This window comes from Solwaraspora sp. WMMA2101 (assembly GCF_049179175.1).
GTDB lineage: Bacteria > Actinomycetota > Actinomycetes > Mycobacteriales > Micromonosporaceae > Micromonospora_E.
In genome coordinates this window covers 6,625,002-6,641,390 of the sequence record NZ_JBMHMA010000006.1, presented here as the reverse complement: position 1 = coordinate 6,641,390, position 16,389 = coordinate 6,625,002, and the positions used below count along the sequence as shown (strand labels likewise).

The window sequence follows — 16,389 nt, the reverse complement described above, 5'->3', positions numbered from 1 at the left end:
GTCAGACCTCCGCCCGCCGCTTGGCTGCCCGCGCCGCCACGGACCCGCGATCAGGCTCGTAACGCACGATCCGCTGAGTCTGCCGTATCAGCTGTCGTAGCGCAGCAAGGTCGCCGCCGACCACGCCGGCGGTCCGGGCCTGCACCAGCAGGTTGCCGATCGAGGTTGCCTCCACCGGCCCGGCCAGCACCGGCAGCTCGCAGGCGTCGGCGGTGAGCTGGCAGAGCAGGGCGTTGCGGGCGCCACCACCGACGATGTGCACGGAGTCGATGTGTCGGCCGGAGAGTTCCTGCACCTGGTGCACGGCCCGACGGTGCGCCAGCGCCAGGCTGTCGATGATGCAGCGGACGACGGCCGCCGGTGACTGCGGCACCGGCTGGTCAGCGAGCCGGCACGCCTCGATGATCCGGTTCGGCATGTCGCCCGGGGGCAGGAACGCTGGCGAGTCGATGTCGATCACGCTGCGGAAGCCCGCTTCGCCAGCGGCGGCGGCCAGCAGGTTCGGCAGATCCGGGTTCCCCCAGTTCCGCAGCGATTCCTGCAACGGCCACAGTCCCATGACATTGCGCAGGTAACGCACGGTGCCGTCGACGCCGCCCTCGTTGGTGAAGTTCGCGCGCCGGCTGGCCTCGGTGAGCACCGGCCGGTCCAGTTCGACGCCGACCAACGACCAGGTGCCGCAGGAGATGTATGCGAAGTGTTCACCGCTGGCGGGTACCGCGACCACTGCCGAGGCGGTGTCGTGGGAGCCGACCGCCACCACGTCCGGCGTACCGGGCAGATCCAGCTCCGGTAGCGTGCGCCCGGTCCGGGTGCCGGGCTTCCGCAGCGGAGGGAACAGGTGGGCGGGAATGCCGGCGTCGCCGATCAGGCCCGGTGCCCAGGCACGGGTGCGCAGGTCGTAGAGCTGGGTGGTGGAGGCGTTGGTGACCTCGGCGCCGATCAGCCCGGTGAGCCAGTAGGTGATCAGGTCCGGGATCATGAGTAGCCGGTGGGCGACGGCGAGTTGCGGTGTGGCGGCTGCGGCCACGAGCTGGTAGAGCGTGTTGAACGGCAGTTGCTGGAGCCCGGTGGTGGCGTAGAGGCGTTCGGCGCCGAGGCGTCGGGTCACCTGCTCCAGGACACCGTCGGTACGCGTGTCGCGGTAGTGCACCGGGTTGCCGAGCAGCGCGCCGGTGGAGTCGAGCAGGCCGTAGTCGACCGCCCAGGAGTCCACGCCCACGCTGGTGACCGGTCCGGCCGCCCGCAGCCCGGTCAGCACCTCGCGGAAGAGGCTCAGGATGTCCCAGTGCAGGGTCCCGCCGACGCGCACCGGCTCGTTGGCGAACCGGTGCGCCACCGTCAGCCGCAGGGCGTCGCGGCGGACCTGTCCGAGGACCACCCGGCCGCTGGAGGCGCCGAGGTCGACGGCGGCGACGCTGACCTCGCGGACGTGGACAGGTGGCGGCGCCGGACCGGACCGGACCGGACGTTGCGGGGTCATCGCAGGAAGGCCGCGGCGACGCCGGCGTCGACCGGAATGTGCAGGCCGGTGGTGTGTGACAGGTCGCCAGCGGTGAGCGCGAAGACCGCGTTGGCGATGTGTTCCGGCAGGACCTCCCGTTTGAGCAGGGTGCGCTGGGCGTAGAACTCGCCGAGTTTCTCCTCCGGCACCCCGTACACGGCGGCCCGGTCGGCACCCCAACCACCGGCGAAGATACCGGAGCCACGCACCACCCCGTCGGGGTTGACGCCGTTGACCCGGATGCCGTGCACACCCAACTCGGCGGCGAGCAGCCGGACCTGGTGGGCCTGGTCGGCCTTGGCAGCGCCGTACGCGACGTTGTTCGGGCCGGCGAAGACCGCGTTCTTGCTGGCGATGTAGACGATGTCGCCGCCCATGCCCTGCGCCACCAGCACCCGGGCGGTCTCCCGGGAGACCAGGAACGATCCCTTGGCCATCACGTCGTGCTGCAGCTCCCAGTCGCGGACGCTGGTGTCCAGCAGTGACTTCGACAGGGACAGCCCGGCGTTGTTGACCACCAGATCGACCCCGCCGAAGGCCAGGGCAGCGGCCCGCACGGCGGCGGCGACCTGTTCCTCGTCGGTGACGTCGAGCGGTACGGCGACGGCGACGTCCGTGCCGCCGACCTGCGCCGCGACGGTTTCGGCGGCGGCGAGGTCCCGGTCGCTGACCACGACGCAGGCGCCCTCGGCGGCGAGCCGGTGAGCGATCGCCCGGCCGATACCCGAGCCGGCGCCGGTGACCAGTGCGATCCGGGTTGCCAAGGGCTTCGGCTTCGGCATCCGCTGGAGTTTGGCCTCCTCCAGCGCCCAGTACTCGATGCGGAACTTCTCCGCCTCGTCGATCGGGGCGTACGTCGACACCGCCTCGGCGCCCCGCATGACGTTGATCGCGTTGACGTAGAACTCGCCAGCGACCCGGGCAGTCTGTTTGTTGGCACCGAAGCTGAACATGCCGACGCCCGGCACCAACACGACCGCCGGATCGGCACCGCGCATCGGCGGGCTGTCCGGCCCGGCGTGCCGCTCGTAGTACGCCCGGTAGTCCGCACGATAGGCGACGTGCAGTTCCTTGAGACGTGCGACCGTCTCCGCCAGCCCGGCATCCGGTGGCAGGTCGAGGACCATCGGCCGCACCTTGGTCCGCAGGAAGTGGTCCGGGCAGGAGGTGCCGAGCGCGGCCAGTTCCGGCATCCGTTCCCGGCCGACGAAGTCGAGCACGACGTCGCTGTCGGTGTAGTGGCCGACCTGGGCCCGGTCGGTCGAGGCCAGGCCACGTAGCACCGGGAAGAGTGCGGCGGCCCGGTCCCGGCGCTGCTGTTGCGGCAGGGCTGCGTGGGTCACGGCACCGAACGGCTCGGACCGGCCGTGCTCGGCGATGTACCGGGCCGCGGTCGCGATGATCTCCCGGGAGTTGGTCTCGCACTCGTCGCTGGTCGAGCCCCAGGCGGTGATCCCGTGCCCACCCAGGATGACCCCGATGGCCTGCGGGTTGGTCCGATACACGTCGGCGATGTCGACGCCGAGCTGGAAGCCGGGCCGCCGCCACGGTACCCAGAGCACCCGGTCGCCGAAGATCTTCGCGGTCAGCGCCGGCCCGTCGGCCGCGGTCGCGATCGCGATTGCCGAGTCCGGGTGCAGATGGTCGACGTGCGGGGCGTCGACCAGTCCGTGCATGGCGGTGTCGATGGACGGTGCCGCACCGCTCCGCCCGTGCAGGCAGTAGTCGAACGCGGCGACCATCTCGTCCTCGCGTTCCGCCCCCGGGTAGACGTCGACCAGCGACCGTAGCCGGTCCAGCCGGAGCACGGCCAGCCCGCCCTCGGCGAGCGTGCCGAGATCGCCGCCGGAACCCTTGACCCAGAGCAGGTCGGTGGGCTCGCCGGTCACCGGATCGGTCCCCACGCCCTTCGCGGAGGTGTTTCCCCCGGCGTAGTTGGTGTTCGCCGGGTCGGCCCCCAGCCGATTACTGCGGACCAGCAGGTCACGCACCATGGGATTCGTCATGACTTCCTTTGCAGTCTTCAAGCTGAAGCGGTCGTCGTCGCAGATCAGGCGCCCCAACCTGCCTGCTGCCCACCGATCCGCTCGGACCTGACCCGCTCCAGGTACCCGGAGCGCTTGTAGGCCGCGACCGGATCCGGGTCAAGACCCATTTCCTCGCGGAGGTCGCGCAGCAGCGGCCGCACATCGGTGTTGTACGCGTCCATCAACACGGCGTTGGCCTCCAGCACATCACCGCAGCGCTGCGCGGCGGTCAGCGCCGTGGTGTCCACCAGCAACGCCTTGGCGGTCGTCTCCTGGACGTTGAGCACCGAACGGATGACCGCCTGCACCTTCGGCTCGATGTTGTGGCACTGGTCCAACATGAACGCGATGCCGTAGGACGGGCGCAGCGCGTCGGCCTGGACGATCTCATGCATGATCCGGAACAGCTGGAACGGATCCGCCGAGCCCACCATCAGGTCGTCGTCGGCGTAGAACCGCGAGTTGAAGTCGAAGGCCCCCAGTTTCCCCGCACGTAGCAGGAAAGCCACGATGAACTCGATGTTCGTACCCGGCGCGTGGTGACCCGTATCGATGACCACCTGGGCCCGCCCGCCCAGCTCGACACAGTGCGCGTACGCGGTGCCCCAGTCGGGCACGTCGGTCAGGTAGAACGCCGGCTCGAACAGCTTGTACTCCAGCAGCAGGCGCTGGTCGCCGGCGAGCCGGTCGTACGTCTGTCGCAACGCCACCGCGAGCCGGTCCTGGCGCTCGCGGGCGCTGTCCTGGCCCGGGTAGTTGGTGCCGTCGGAGAACCACAGCTTGAGGTCCCGCGACCCGGTGGCGTCCATCACGTCGACGCACTCCAGCAGGTGCCCGATCGCCTTACGGCGCACCACCGGGTCGGGATTGGTGACCGAGCCCAGCTTGTAGTCGTCGTCCTGGAACACGTTCGCGTTGATCGTGCCGAGTTCGACGCCCTGCTCCCTGGCGTACCCGGCCAGCGCGGCGTAGTCGTCCACCCGGTCCCAGGGAATGTGCAGCGCCACGGTCGGTGCGACGCCGGTGAATCGGTGCACGGTAGCCGCGTCCGCGACCTTCTCGTACGGGTCGCGGGGCACACCCTCCTGCGCAAACACCTTGAACCGGGTACCCGAGTTGCCGTACGCCCAGGAGGCCGTCTCGATGCGCTGCTTCCGCAGGGCGTCGAGGACCCGTCTGCGCGTGGTCGGGTCGATCTCGGTCATTGCCACTCCCCCCAGTTGCTCTTCGGGACGGAAGATCTCAGCCGGGGCCTGGATCCCCGGCCAAGTCCCGCTCGGCACGCCGACGGAGAACGCAATCTCTGCGTCTGCCACCGGCGTCAGCCTCGGTCGTCGCCATCGCCGGCGGCTATGAAACGTTTCATGTCCATCCCGACGATAGGCGTGGCCTGAGGCGCAGGTCAAGAGTTTCGGCTGGCTGCCGCGTCGCCGCGCGGGAGCCGCGAGGCGTTCCCGCCGACTCACCGTCAGGCGACACTCCTGCCCGCCACGGCACCGTCAGGTGACCAGGTGAAACGTTTTACAAGCGATGGACCGCCCGGCCCGCCGGCAGGCCGTTCTCCATCCCCACTGTCTCCGCCCCGAGTCAGGACTGTCGGGTCCGGTCCCCGGTCCAGGCCGCTTCGAGGATCGCGGTCAGGCTCGCGGCGTCGGTCGGGCCCGGATGGTTCTGGATCAGACGGGTGACGCCACTGGCCATCTCCGCGAAACGCGGCAGATCCGCGCGGGCCACGCCGATGTCGGCCAAGGTCGACGGGATGGCGATGTCAGCGAGTAGCCGGTCGAGCCAGGTGAGAAACGCGGCTGCGGCCTCGGCCTCCGAAGCGTCGGACACGTCGAGCCCGCAAACCCCGGCGAGGATGGCCAGCCGGTCGCCGATGGCACCCTTGACGGCGTCCAGCACGTAGGGCAGTAGCAGCCCGACACCCAGGCCGTGCGGCGTGTGGGTGGCCGCGCCGATGGGGTACTGCAGGGCGTGCGGGGCCGCGTTGCCCGCGTGAGAGAAGGCGAGCCCGGCCAGCACAGACCCATAGGACATGTCCGCGCGCGCCTGCGTGTCGCCTCCGTCCCGGACAGCACGACGCAAGCTGCAGGCGATCCGTGCAGCGGCCAGGAGCGCGTAGTGGTCGGTGATCGGGTTGCGGCCGAGAAACACCTGCTCCACCAGGTCGCGTGGACCGTGTGCCCGGGGTCGCGCGGTGTAGCTCTCCACCGCGTGACAGAACGCGTCGATGCCCGAGTGGGCGGTGACGGTCGCCGGGCAGGTGTAGGTGAGTTCGGGGTCGACGATGGCGAAGTCGGGCACGATGTGGACGCTGGAAACGCCCACTTTCAGCTCGCGGTCCGGGTCGGTCAACACCGAGACGGGGGTAAGTTCGGAGCCGGTGCCTGACGTCGTCGGGACCGCGACGAGAGGAATCGTCGGCCCCGGCACCCTCGACTCGCCGTAGAAGTCGCGCGGGCTCCCACCGTGGCGACCCCGGCGAGACTCACCGCGAGCAACCCCACGACGAGGTCGATCCCGCGAGGCAGCGCCACCGCCACGGGAACGTCGCAGTCCACGCCGTGCTCACGAAGCAACCAGGCCAGCCGGTGTGCCCGCTCGGCGAGATCCTGGTAGGACAACTCGAGGTCGCCGTCGGTCAGCGCCGGTGCCTGCCCAGCATCGCTGACGACGGTGGTGAAGAGTTCCCCGATGGTGGCAGCCGGCAGCTGACCCGGATCGGACCGGCCACGCCGGGCTGAGATCCGTTGGGTCTCGTCCCCCAGCGCCACGGTGCCGATCAGCGCATGCGGCTGGCCGGCCATGGTCAGCAGGACGGTACGAAAGTGGGCCAGGATCCGCTCGGCGGCGGCGGTGAGCAGCCGGTTGCCGTCGTGGATGAGCAACAGCTGCATCCGGGGCTCGTCGAAGACGTAGAGGGTGACCGGATAGCTGGGCAGGCGTTCCAGCCGCATGCCCGCCGCCCGAAGCATCGGGTGCCGCTGCGCCAGCACCGAGTGGGCCAGCTGGCGTTCGAAGACCACCAGGCTGTCGATCAGCGGCACCTCTGGCCGGTGTCCGGCCCACTCGAGGATCGTGGTGAACGGGGCGTACTGGTGATCGCGGACCTGCCGGATCCGGTGATGGACGTCGCGGAGCAGCTCGGTGACGGTCAGTTCGGCCGGGACACGGAGGCGTACCGGGACGGTGTTGATCAGCAGCCCGATCATCTCCGCCGCGCCGGGTGCGGTGGCGCCACGGCACGATCTGGTCACCGCGAAGGCCGCCTCCGGCTGACCCGCGTAACGGGCCCGTACCAGCCCCCAGGCGGCGTTGACCAGGCTGTTCACCGTTACCCCGGCGGTGGTCGCGGCGGCCCTGACCAGCTCGGACTCGTCCCTGGTCAGCTCGACGGTCAGGGTGTTGGGGGCGCTGGGGCCACCGGGCGCCGAGCCGGACCCGGCGGGGCGGACTTCGCCGAGGTATCCGGCGAACGGCCGCGCAGGCTCGCAGCCGGCGAGGTACTCGGACCAGAACCGCCGCGCCGACGCCAGGTCGTGCCGCTGCCACCAGTCGATGAAGTTGCGAAACGGCGGCCGCGCCGGATGCTCGACCGGCTGCCCGGCCAGCCGGGCGAGGTACTCGGTGAGGACCTCGTCGAGCAGCAGGACCAGCGACCGGCCGTCCAGGATGGCGTGGTGGAAGGTGAGCACCACGGTGGGCTGCGCCGTCGGGGCGAGCACGGTGATCCGCAACAGCGGGGGCCGGTCAGGGTCGAACCCCTCCGTCCGGTCGGCACGCAGAAAACTGTCCAGGTCGTACGGGGACCGCCTGTCGTCATGCCACCGGATTCCGATCTTCGCCGTCGTCTCGACGGCCTGCATGAGCCCGTCCGAGGGGTGCCAGTGAAACCCGGTCCGCAGCACCTCGTGCCGCGACGTCGCAGTATGCCAACTGGCCTCGAAGGCAGCCCGGTCCAACGCCTGCGGCAAGGTCAGAAGCACCTGGATGACGTCGACCCCGGCATCCCGGTCGCGCAAGCTGTTCACGATCAGGCCACGTTGCAGCGGGGACGCCCCATATCGCACGACCGGCCTCCGACTTCCGTAGTCGCGTAACCACCTGGACCAGCGACGGGCCCGGCCAGCGCCAAGGGGCCGCCTGCTGAGATCCCGCGCGATGACACTTCTCGAGCCGCCGGCGGGCCGACGTCACCGTGGCGCAGCATCGCGCCGACATCTCTCCAGCCGCCAGAAAGCACTCCCAACGGAGCTTGACAGCTGATCGAGCGATCAGTTGATCAGCAAGTCAACCTCTGAGTCAAGTAGTTGACTAGAATCAGGAGCTCACCTCGCCAGAAAGCCAGTCCCGTAGGGATCGTGGGCGCATGTCCACCCAGATTTTCTCGATGTGCTCCAGGCACTCGGCCTTCGTGCCCACCATGCCCGTCTGGGACCATCCGGCTGGCACATCACGCTCGTGCGGCCAGATCGAGTACTGCTCCTCCTGATTCAGAACCACCGCGTACACGATCGTCTCGTCGTCGCCGAACATGCTGACACCCCTTGCAGCCGCCAATTACAAGACCCGATGCAGGAGGATGACACGACGCATAAAGAGGAGTCAACACCGTTGTCAAATTGTCGGCAACTTATTGCCATTCATCCTTACGGCATTTTAAACCAGAAATTGGTCAACGAAACGATCAATAGCCCCATATTAGGCCACGATGCAGGTCCAGAAATCCCAGCATGGACCAATAACTACCAATTCAGGCCGGGACCGGCCAAGCCGGACCGGACGCCAACGCCAGGAGCCACGACCACCGTCGGGCAGACCAGGCCTTGGGTCGGACCGAGTACCGCCTCCGCGATCCGGAACCGGGGTCGGCGTCGCAGGAACCCCGTAGAGCTGGGCCCCAGGAACCCGTAGAGCTGGGCCCTCAGCGCCCAGGCGCGCGGGCTGACCGCCACTGCTCGGCCGGGGTCAACGGGACGGGTGCAGGGCGTTCGACCGTCGTCGTCAGCTCGACCCGCCGACCCTGCGCGGCAGAGGAGAGCAGGGCGGTCATGATGTCGAGTACGTGCAGCGCCACATCGCCGCTGGCCCGTGGCGGACGCGCCGGGTCGGCCCGGACCAGGTCGATCAGGCCGACCCCCCGGGAGGCCGCGACGTAGCCGGCCCGTGGTTCGAGGGCACGCCACCCGGGGCTGTCGAGCGCGAGGTGACGGACCTCGCCGTCGAAGGTGTTCGGATCGGGCACGGCCAGGGTGCCGTCCTCCCCGTGCACCTCGATCGGCGCGGCCGTCGTCGCGACACCGTCGAAGCTCGTCGTGAGGGTGGTCAGGGCACCACCGGAGTGTTCCAGCACCCCGGTCACGTGGGTCGGCACCTCGACCGGGATGCGTTGCCCGAGGCGGGGTCCCGAGCCGATGACCCGGACGTCACGCAGCCGGCTGGCCGCGCCGGTCACCGCCCGGACCGGCCCCAGCAGGTGGACCAGCGCCGAAATGTAGTACGGCCCCATGTCCATCAGCGGGCCGCCGCCCGGGGCGTAGTAGAAGTCGGGCGCAGGGTGCCAGCGCTCGTGCCCCGGGGTGACCATGACAGCCGACGCGGAGATCGGGCGCCCGATCAGTCCACCGTCGATCGCCGCGCGGGCGGTCTGCGTACCCGTGCCCAGGACGGTGTCCGGCGCGCAACCGACGCGGACGCCGGCCGACGCCGCCCGGTCGATGATCGACCGGCCCTCGGGGAACGTGACGGTGAGCGGCTTCTCGACGTAGACGTTGCGGCCGGCGTCGATCGCCGCGCCCGAGATCTCGGCGTGCGCCGCCGGGATCGTGAGGTTGAGCACCGTCGCCACGTCGGGGTGGTGCAGCAGTCGCTCGACGCTCACCGCTTCGGCCCCGGGGATCGTGGCGGCGGCAGCGGCGGCCCGGGCGACGTCGAGGTCGGCCACCGCGACGACACGCACCGTGGGATGGTCGACGAGCGTGTCCAGGTACGCGCGGGAGATGACCCCGAGACCTACGACGCCGATGCCGTGCGGGTCGCCCACACCATCCCCCTTTCGATGACGGTGCGCACGCACGGGTGCTCCAGCACGTCGAGGCTGTGTCCGGGAGTCGTCACGACGATCCGCCCCGCGCCCCAACTGCGGGTCCAGATCGCCGGCGAGGTGACCGGCCGGTGCCACGGGTGCCACGCCCGCGTCGGGTGGGTGGTGGTGGCCAGCACCTCGATCAGGTCGTCGTGCAGCACCCAGTACTGCTCGGTGAGCAGGTCGAAATCGGCGATCCCGGCGGTGATCGGATGCTCCCGGCCGAGGTCGGTGATGGTCACCGAGTGGGGCAGGAAGTTGTCCTTCTCGCCGCCACTGCGTTCGCACGGTTCGACGCCCGGGTGGGTGGCGAACTGGCCGCCCACCAGGTGCAGGTAGTCCGAGCAGGCGCGGAACGAGTCGACGATGCCGCCGTGCCAGCCGGTGAAACCGGTCCCCGCCACGATCGCCGCCGCCAGCCCCGCCACCTGCTCCGCGGTGATCTGCGACATCGTCACGCACTGCACGATGAGGTCGGTGTCGGCCAACTCGGCGGCGTCGGCGTAGATCTCCGTCGACTCCTCCACCCGTACCGTGTATCCGCTGCGTTCGAGGAACGGGATGAACAGCTCCGTCGCCTCGACCGGCCGGTGTCCCTCCCAACCGCCCCGGACCACCAGTGCTCTGCGCCGATCCACACCCGCTCCCTCCCCCGGTCCGTCGCCCTGGGCAGCCGATGCCGCCGCGACGACGCCCGCAGCTTGCGACCATCGACAACCGTACCCGCCACCGCCCGGTCGACCCTCGCCCGGCACGAGCGGTCCCAGCTACGGGGTGGGCGACCCAACCAGAACGCCCGAGGAGAATTCGTCCTATTCGTCCGCCAACGGTAGGGTAAGCGCACTATGGAGCACTGGAAGCTAACCCAAGCGTACGAAAGCGACGCCGGACAGGTCCGGTGGGACCGGTTCGGTGATCCAGCGGCACCGCCCGTCGTACTGTTGCACGGCACCCCCTTCTCCTCCTACGTCTGGCGACGCGTCGTCCGGGCCCTGACCCCGCGTCACCAGGTCTACGTATGGGACATGCCCGGCTACGGCTCGTCGGAGATGGCCCCGGGCCAGGATGTCTCCCTCGCCTCCCAGGGCCGCACCTTCGCCGCGTTGCTGGCCCACTGGGAACTGGCCGAGCCGACGGTGGTCGCCCATGACGTCGGCGGCGCCACCGCGCTGCGGGCGATGCTGCTGCACGGCGCACGGTACCGACGGCTCGCCCTGGTGGACGCGGTCGCCCTCGGCGGTTGGGGCTCGCCGTTCTTCCGGCTCGTCCAGCAGCACGCCGAGGTGTTCAGCGCGCTGCCGTCCGCCCTGCACCGGGCGCTCGTACGGGAGTACATCAGCTCGGCCACCGCAGCCGGGCTACTACCGGACACGCTTGAACACCTCGTGCGGCCCTGGCTCGGCGACACCGGCCAAGCCGGCTTCTACCGCCAGATCGCACAGGCCGACCAGGCACACACCGCCGAGATCGAGCACCGCTTCGGCGAGGTCACCATCCCGGTACTCGTCTGCTGGGGAACCGAGGACCAGTGGATTCCCGCAGCCGAGGGCCGCCAGCTGGCACGGCGGTTCCCTGCGGCGTCCCTGCAGCTGATCCCGCAGGCCGGTCACCTGGTGCAGGAGGACGCACCGGCGGAACTCACCGCCGCCCTGCTCGACTTCGTCCGGGCGGGCTGACCATCGGCGGCGTCGGGAGTCGCCGCGGTACGACCGGCTCCCGACGCCCGGATTGCGCCTGCGGCGCCGACGGATAGACAGCGGATAGGTCATCGATACGCCCCGGGTCGGACTCTTGGTCACACCAGCGGACCGACCCGATTCGAGAGGGCGATTGCGATGAGAGTGCAGGACCTCGCCGTGGCCGAGCGCAGCTCGCCGGCGCCGGTGACCGCGCCGAACGACGCGCAACCGTGGGTCTCGGCGCCGCCGGAGCGCGGAGTCGATACCGGCAGCAGTGTGCTGGAGAAGCTTCAGTCCTGCCGTCCGGAGCTGGAGATCTGGTGGGACTCCTCGCCGCTCGACTTTCCCGCCGAGCGTAGGAGGATCCTGGCGCAGGCGTGCGACCCGTCGCAGCACACGCGCTGGGCCACGCAGCTGGACCGGTTCCTGCACTGGGGAGAAGCCCGTCCGCCGGCCCTGGTACGCGGCATCACCACGAATCCGTCGTTGATCACCAAGAGTGTGCTGGCGTCGGCCGACTTCTGGACGGCCGAGCTGCGGGAACAGGCACGGCGACAGTCGCTCACCGACGTGGGCAGCGCGTTCTGGCTGTTGTACCGGGAGGCGGTACGTCGGGCCGCGACCGCGATGCTGCCGATGTGGCAGGACAGCCACGGCCGGTACGGCTGGGTCTCCGGCCAGCTGGATCCCCGACTGATGTTCGACGCGGACGGGATGTACGAGCAGGCGCTGCAGCTGGCGCGGCTCAGCCCCAACCTGATGGTCAAGGTACCGGGCACCGAGCAGGGATACCGCGTGGTGCGCCGGCTGGCCGCCCGGGGTGTCAGCACCAACGGGACCCTCTCGTACACCATGCCGCAGTTCGCCGCCTACATCGAGGCGGTGGAGACAGGGTTGGCGCAAGGATCCGCCGCCGGTGTGAATCTGACATCCCATCGGGCGGTGGTCACCCACATGATCGGTCGGCTTGGTAGCCACGGCGACCTCCGGGACGAGGCGACGGCACGGGGAATTCCGCTCAGCCAGCAGGAGGTGCGGTGGGCCGAGGTGGCGGTGCTCAAGCGGGTCTACGCGACACTGACCGACAACCGGCACCCGGTGAAGCTGCTGCTGTCCAGTCTGGAGACCGATTCGCCGGCCCCGGACGGCGCGACGCTGAGCATGCACCTGGAGGAGAGTGCCGGCGCCGACATCGTCTACACCTGCAAGCCGCAGTTCCTCGCTGACCTGATGCGTCGCGAGGCGGAGCTCGACCGCTTCCGCCCGAACGCGATCGACACCGAACCGCCGGCGGCCGTGTACGACAAGCTGATGCGGTTGCCGTCGTTCCGCCGGGCGATCGACCCGGCCGGGATGCGCCCGGACGAGTTTCCGCACTACGGCCCGTTCGTCGCGAACTACGCGGAAGTGCTGCAGCAGACCCGGCGGTTGGTCGACTTCGTGGCGCGGCAGCTGACGACCGAACCCGTACCGACGCGCTGAGCGCCGGATCCCGCGACCCGATCCCGGGTCGTCGCCGGCCAGCGCGCCTGCCCAGGAGGCAACCATGCAGATCTCCGTGGCGCTCTGGAGCCACCCCCGATCGCTCTCCACGGCGTTCGAGCGCTCCTTCATCGAGCGTGGCGACTTCGCCGTTTTCCACGAGGCGTTCTCCTACGTCTACTACGTGCACGAGGAACGCACCGACATCCCTCACAAGCGGGTCGACCCGTCGCAGCCGCGGACGTACCCGGAAATCAAGCGGATGATGGAGACGGCCCGGCTCACCCGGCCGGTGTTTCACAAGGACTTTCCCTATCACGCCCTGGACCATCTGCTCGCGGATCCGGACTATCTGCGCGGACAGGTCAACACCTTCCTGATCCGGAATCCAGCGGCGGCGGTCCCGTCACACCTGGCCGTCCATCCGGACGTGACCCGCGAGGCGCTGGGCTACGCGCAACTCTGGGAGCTGTTCCAGCAGGTACGCGAGCTGACCGGCACGGTGCCGGTGGTGATCGACGCGGACCGGCTGCTCGCGGACCCGTATCGGGTGATGGCGCGCTACTGCGAGAGGGTCGGCATCACGTTCGTCCCCGACGCCCTGCGCTGGTCGCCCGGGCCACGGCCGGAGTGGACCAGCTGGGAAGGCTGGCACCGGGACGTGATGGCCAGTACCGGCCTCACCCGCCGCCGTGATCCGGGCCGCCCTCGCCAGGCCGCGCCCTCGCCGCCGCACACCCAGGACCTCATCGACTACTGCCGGCCCTACTACCAGGCCCTACTCGGCTTCGACAGCACCCATTTGGAGGAGGTCACCGCATGACCATCCACACCGTACTCGTCACCGGCGGTGCGAACGGGATCGGCCGCGCGCTGGTCCAGCACTGCCTCACGGCCGGAATGACGGTACTCGCGGCCGACATCGACGACCTGGCGCTCAAGCATCTGGCCGAGGAACACCACGGCCGGGCCCTGGAGGTGTACCACTGCGACGTCGGGTCGCGCGCGGACTGCGACCGGCTCATGGACCAGGTCTTCGCTCGCCACCCCAAGATCAACGGTTTGGTCAACAACGCCGGGATGTACCTGGGTCAGCCGGTCTGGGACTACGACGACACGACGATGGACAAGGTCATCGAGGTCAATCTCAAAGGGCCGATCTGGTTGTCCCGCCGGTTGGGTGAACGGCTGCTGGCGACCCGCCGGGACGGAGCGATCGTGAACCTCGCCTCCGTGGCGGGTGAGGTCGGCAGCTCCGACGCCCTGTACGGCACGGTAAAGGCAGGCGTGATCGGACTGACCAAGTCCAATGCGATGAACTTCGCCCCCCATGTCCGGGTGAATGCCGTGGCCCCCGGCCTGGTGGTCAACACCGCCATCGCCGACCGCATCCCGCAGTACCGGTACGACGAGTACAAGCGTCAGGAGCGGCTCACCGGCGACATCACCCCGGCGGACGTGGCCGACGTCTGCGCGTACCTGCTCAGCGACCGCGCCAGGACGCTCACCGGCGCGCTGATCCCGGCCGACAACGGCTGCTACCCGCGGTGACCATCGCCATCCCCGTACGCCGACATTCGAAGGAGAGTCGCATGTCCGCACCACCAGCGAGTCACGACCGCCGACCCTTGATCATGATCGTCGGGATGGGTGACCTGTCGACGCGGGTCGCCAAACTACTCGCGGCGAACCCCGCCACCAACCGGCTGGTGCTGGCCGGCCGGGATGTCGAAGGCAACCAGCGGCTCGGCAACCTGGTCCGGTTCGCGGCCGCCAACCTCGGCTCGTACCCGGACATCGCCAGCGTGTCGATGGACCTCGACGACATCGCAGCAACGGCGGAAACGCTCGCGCGGGTGCGTCCGGACGTTGTCTTCATGGGTGCCTCGCTGCAGGCCTGGCACGTCATCACCAGGCTGCCCAAGGACATCTTCGAGGCACTCGACGAGGCCCAGTTCGGCCCGTGGCTGCCGATGCACCTCACCCTGAACTACCAGCTCATGCAGGCGGTCCGGATGTCCGGCAGCCACGCCAGGGTGGTCAACGCCGCGTTCCCGGACGCCGTCGGCCCGGTGCTGCGCCAGGTGGGTCTGGCCCCCACGATCGGGATCGGCAACGTCGCGAACATCATTCCGGCGCTCACCTTCAGCGCGGCGGCGGAACTCGGCGAGCCGCCTGAGGATGTCCGGGTCCAACTGGTCACCCAGCACTACTTCAGCCACTACGTGCCGAGGTTCGGCACGGCCGGTGACGGCGCCTACGCTCTGGCGGTCTCCGTACGGGGCGTGGACCGCACCGATCAAGTTCGGCACGAGTCGCTGTTCGCCCGCCTGACCGGCGACCTGAAGCGGCAGGGCGGCATCGCGGGCCAGCACCTGACCGCCGCGTCGGCGGTCCGGGTCCTCACCGCGATGGCCACCGGCAGCGGCGCGTTCGCCCACGCTCCGGCGCCGGACGGCCTGCCCGGCGGCTACCCGGTCCGGGTCGACCGCGACGGAGGGACGATCGACCTGCCCGCCGGTCTGACCCTGGCCGAGGCCGTCGAGATCAACGAACGGTGCCAGCGGTCCGACGGTATCGAGGCCATTCACGCCGACGGCAGTGTGACGTTCACCGAGCCCGAGATGGCCATCATGCGCAAGTACCTCGGCTACGAGTGCCGGACGCTGTCCCTGCCCGAGACCGCCGTCGCCGCGGCTGAACTGCGGGACCGGTTCGCCGCCTTCGCCGCCACGTTCCGCTGAACGGTCACGTTTCCGCCGAGCTGATGGGAGTCCCCATGACCTACGCGACCACGACGAGCGGACCGCCGACGTCGGCAGCCCCCACCGAACTCGCCGATGACCACGCGGACCAGTACGTACGGCCGTTCGTCGACCGTTGGGACGAGCTGATCGACTGGGACCGGCGGGGCCAGAGCGAAGGACAGTTCTTCGTCGACATCCTTCGGGCTGCCGGTGCCCGGCAGGTGCTGGACGTCGCCACCGGCACCGGATACCACGCGGTCCGGTTGGCCGAGGCCGGGTTCCAGGTCACCGCCGCCGACGCCAGCGCGGAGATGCTCCGCCGGGCGGAGCACAACGCCCGCGCACGAGGGCAGGTGCTGCCCTTCGTCCCGGCCGACTGGCGGGACCTGCCCGCCACGGTGTCCGGGCGCTACGACGCGGTGCTCTGCCTGGGCAGCTCGTTTCCACATCTGTTCGAGCCGGCCGACCAGGTACGGGCGTTGGAGTCCTTTCACGCCATGCTCCGGCCCGGTGGCCTGCTGCTGCTGGACCATCGCAACTTCGACGCGATCCGCGCCGCGCGCTACCAGAGCTCCGGCCAGCACTACTACTGCGGCTCCGGGGTGCGGGTGAGCGTGGCCAGCGTCGACAAGCAGCGGTGCCGGTTCCGGTACGCGTTCGCTGACGGCCACACCTACCACCTCGAGGTGTACCCGATCCTCACCACGGAGCTGCTCGACCTGTTGGGCGGGCACGGTTTCGGCGGCGTCCGTACCTTCGGCGACTTCCAACCATACCGCCCCGACACGGACCCGGACTTCGTGATCCACGTCGCCCAGCGGCAGTAGCGACCACCGGCCCATGCGACCGCCTACAGCCACAG

The 16,389-nt window shown here is 69.7% G+C and carries 14 protein-coding genes; 6 read left to right on the top strand and 8 right to left on the bottom strand.

Translation table 11 applies throughout. The features are described from left to right. Nucleotide 1 precedes the first annotated feature (1 nt). The 8 genes from ACN28F_RS31115 to ACN28F_RS31080 all read right to left on the bottom strand — a co-directional run bounded on the left by ACN28F_RS31115 (nucleotide 2) and on the right by ACN28F_RS31080 (nucleotide 10,257). Nucleotides 2-1,483, bottom strand: coding sequence for a rhamnulokinase (locus ACN28F_RS31115; protein WP_289206005.1), 1,482 nt, complete (start codon nucleotides 1,481-1,483; stop codon nucleotides 2-4). After that, nucleotides 1,480-3,510, bottom strand: a complete 2,031-nt coding sequence (locus ACN28F_RS31110; protein ID WP_289206004.1) for a bifunctional aldolase/short-chain dehydrogenase — start codon at nucleotides 3,508-3,510, stop codon at nucleotides 1,480-1,482. Before ACN28F_RS31110 ends, ACN28F_RS31115 begins: the two co-directional genes overlap by 4 nt. Before the next feature lie 44 nt (nucleotides 3,511-3,554). Continuing rightward, the gene (gene rhaI, locus ACN28F_RS31105; protein ID WP_289206003.1) at nucleotides 3,555-4,736 is read right to left on the bottom strand and encodes an L-rhamnose isomerase; all 1,182 of its coding nucleotides are present in this window, start codon (nucleotides 4,734-4,736) and stop codon (nucleotides 3,555-3,557) included. A gap of 382 nt (nucleotides 4,737-5,118) precedes the next feature. Beyond that, nucleotides 5,119-5,967: an iron-containing alcohol dehydrogenase gene (locus ACN28F_RS31100; protein ID WP_289206002.1), complete on the bottom strand. Its 849-nt coding sequence runs from the start codon at nucleotides 5,965-5,967 to the stop codon at nucleotides 5,119-5,121. Beyond that, complete coding sequence (locus tag ACN28F_RS31095; RefSeq protein WP_289206001.1) at nucleotides 5,886-7,604, bottom strand: condensation domain-containing protein; 1,719 nt, start codon at nucleotides 7,602-7,604, stop codon at nucleotides 5,886-5,888. Before ACN28F_RS31095 ends, ACN28F_RS31100 begins: the two co-directional genes overlap by 82 nt. A 250-nt stretch (nucleotides 7,605-7,854) precedes the next feature. After that, the gene (locus ACN28F_RS31090; RefSeq protein WP_289206000.1) at nucleotides 7,855-8,070 is read right to left on the bottom strand and encodes an MbtH family protein; all 216 of its coding nucleotides are present in this window, start codon (nucleotides 8,068-8,070) and stop codon (nucleotides 7,855-7,857) included. A gap of 388 nt (nucleotides 8,071-8,458) precedes the next feature. Next, nucleotides 8,459-9,577, bottom strand: a complete 1,119-nt coding sequence (locus ACN28F_RS31085) for a Gfo/Idh/MocA family protein (RefSeq protein ID WP_289205999.1) — start codon at nucleotides 9,575-9,577, stop codon at nucleotides 8,459-8,461. Beyond that, nucleotides 9,547-10,257, bottom strand: coding sequence for a ThuA domain-containing protein (locus ACN28F_RS31080; protein ID WP_421361041.1), 711 nt, complete (start codon nucleotides 10,255-10,257; stop codon nucleotides 9,547-9,549). The genes ACN28F_RS31085 and ACN28F_RS31080 overlap by 31 nt, the downstream gene beginning before the upstream one ends. 207 nt (nucleotides 10,258-10,464) lie before the next feature. Between ACN28F_RS31080 and ACN28F_RS31075 the strand changes: the two genes are divergently transcribed. The 6 genes from ACN28F_RS31075 to ACN28F_RS31050 all read left to right on the top strand — a co-directional run bounded on the left by ACN28F_RS31075 (nucleotide 10,465) and on the right by ACN28F_RS31050 (nucleotide 16,354). Continuing rightward, nucleotides 10,465-11,295: an alpha/beta fold hydrolase gene (locus ACN28F_RS31075; protein ID WP_289205997.1), complete on the top strand. Its 831-nt coding sequence runs from the start codon at nucleotides 10,465-10,467 to the stop codon at nucleotides 11,293-11,295. A 159-nt stretch (nucleotides 11,296-11,454) separates the two neighbouring features. After that, nucleotides 11,455-12,780, top strand: coding sequence for a transaldolase family protein (locus ACN28F_RS31070; protein WP_421361039.1), 1,326 nt, complete (start codon nucleotides 11,455-11,457; stop codon nucleotides 12,778-12,780). Nucleotides 12,781-12,844: 64 nt separating this feature from the next. Further along, a complete protein-coding gene (locus ACN28F_RS31065) occupies nucleotides 12,845-13,603 on the top strand; it encodes a hypothetical protein (RefSeq protein WP_289205995.1) in 759 nt (252 codons plus the stop codon). Beyond that, nucleotides 13,600-14,331 (top strand): SDR family NAD(P)-dependent oxidoreductase, encoded by a 732-nt coding sequence (locus tag ACN28F_RS31060; protein ID WP_289205994.1) that lies wholly within the window; start codon nucleotides 13,600-13,602, stop codon nucleotides 14,329-14,331. Before ACN28F_RS31065 ends, ACN28F_RS31060 begins: the two co-directional genes overlap by 4 nt. 41 nt (nucleotides 14,332-14,372) lie before the next feature. After that, nucleotides 14,373-15,524, top strand: coding sequence for a hypothetical protein (locus ACN28F_RS31055; RefSeq protein WP_421361036.1), 1,152 nt, complete (start codon nucleotides 14,373-14,375; stop codon nucleotides 15,522-15,524). A 35-nt stretch (nucleotides 15,525-15,559) separates the two neighbouring features. After that, complete coding sequence (locus tag ACN28F_RS31050; protein ID WP_289205992.1) at nucleotides 15,560-16,354, top strand: class I SAM-dependent methyltransferase; 795 nt, start codon at nucleotides 15,560-15,562, stop codon at nucleotides 16,352-16,354. Nucleotides 16,355-16,389: the final 35 nt, after the last annotated feature.

Coding starts and splice junctions, on each gene's coding strand:
- ACN28F_RS31115 (WP_289206005.1), bottom strand. CDS start 1,483: ATGACCCCGCAACGTCCGGTCCGGTCCGGTCCGGCGCCGCCACCTGTC.
- ACN28F_RS31110 (WP_289206004.1), bottom strand. CDS start 3,510: ATGACGAATCCCATGGTGCGTGACCTGCTGGTCCGCAGTAATCGGCTG.
- rhaI (WP_289206003.1), bottom strand. CDS start 4,736: ATGACCGAGATCGACCCGACCACGCGCAGACGGGTCCTCGACGCCCTG.
- ACN28F_RS31090 (WP_289206000.1), bottom strand. CDS start 8,070: ATGTTCGGCGACGACGAGACGATCGTGTACGCGGTGGTTCTGAATCAG.
- ACN28F_RS31075 (WP_289205997.1), top strand. CDS start 10,465: ATGGAGCACTGGAAGCTAACCCAAGCGTACGAAAGCGACGCCGGACAG.
- ACN28F_RS31070 (WP_421361039.1), top strand. CDS start 11,455: ATGAGAGTGCAGGACCTCGCCGTGGCCGAGCGCAGCTCGCCGGCGCCG.
- ACN28F_RS31065 (WP_289205995.1), top strand. CDS start 12,845: ATGCAGATCTCCGTGGCGCTCTGGAGCCACCCCCGATCGCTCTCCACG.
- ACN28F_RS31060 (WP_289205994.1), top strand. CDS start 13,600: ATGACCATCCACACCGTACTCGTCACCGGCGGTGCGAACGGGATCGGC.
- ACN28F_RS31055 (WP_421361036.1), top strand. CDS start 14,373: ATGTCCGCACCACCAGCGAGTCACGACCGCCGACCCTTGATCATGATC.
- ACN28F_RS31050 (WP_289205992.1), top strand. CDS start 15,560: ATGACCTACGCGACCACGACGAGCGGACCGCCGACGTCGGCAGCCCCC.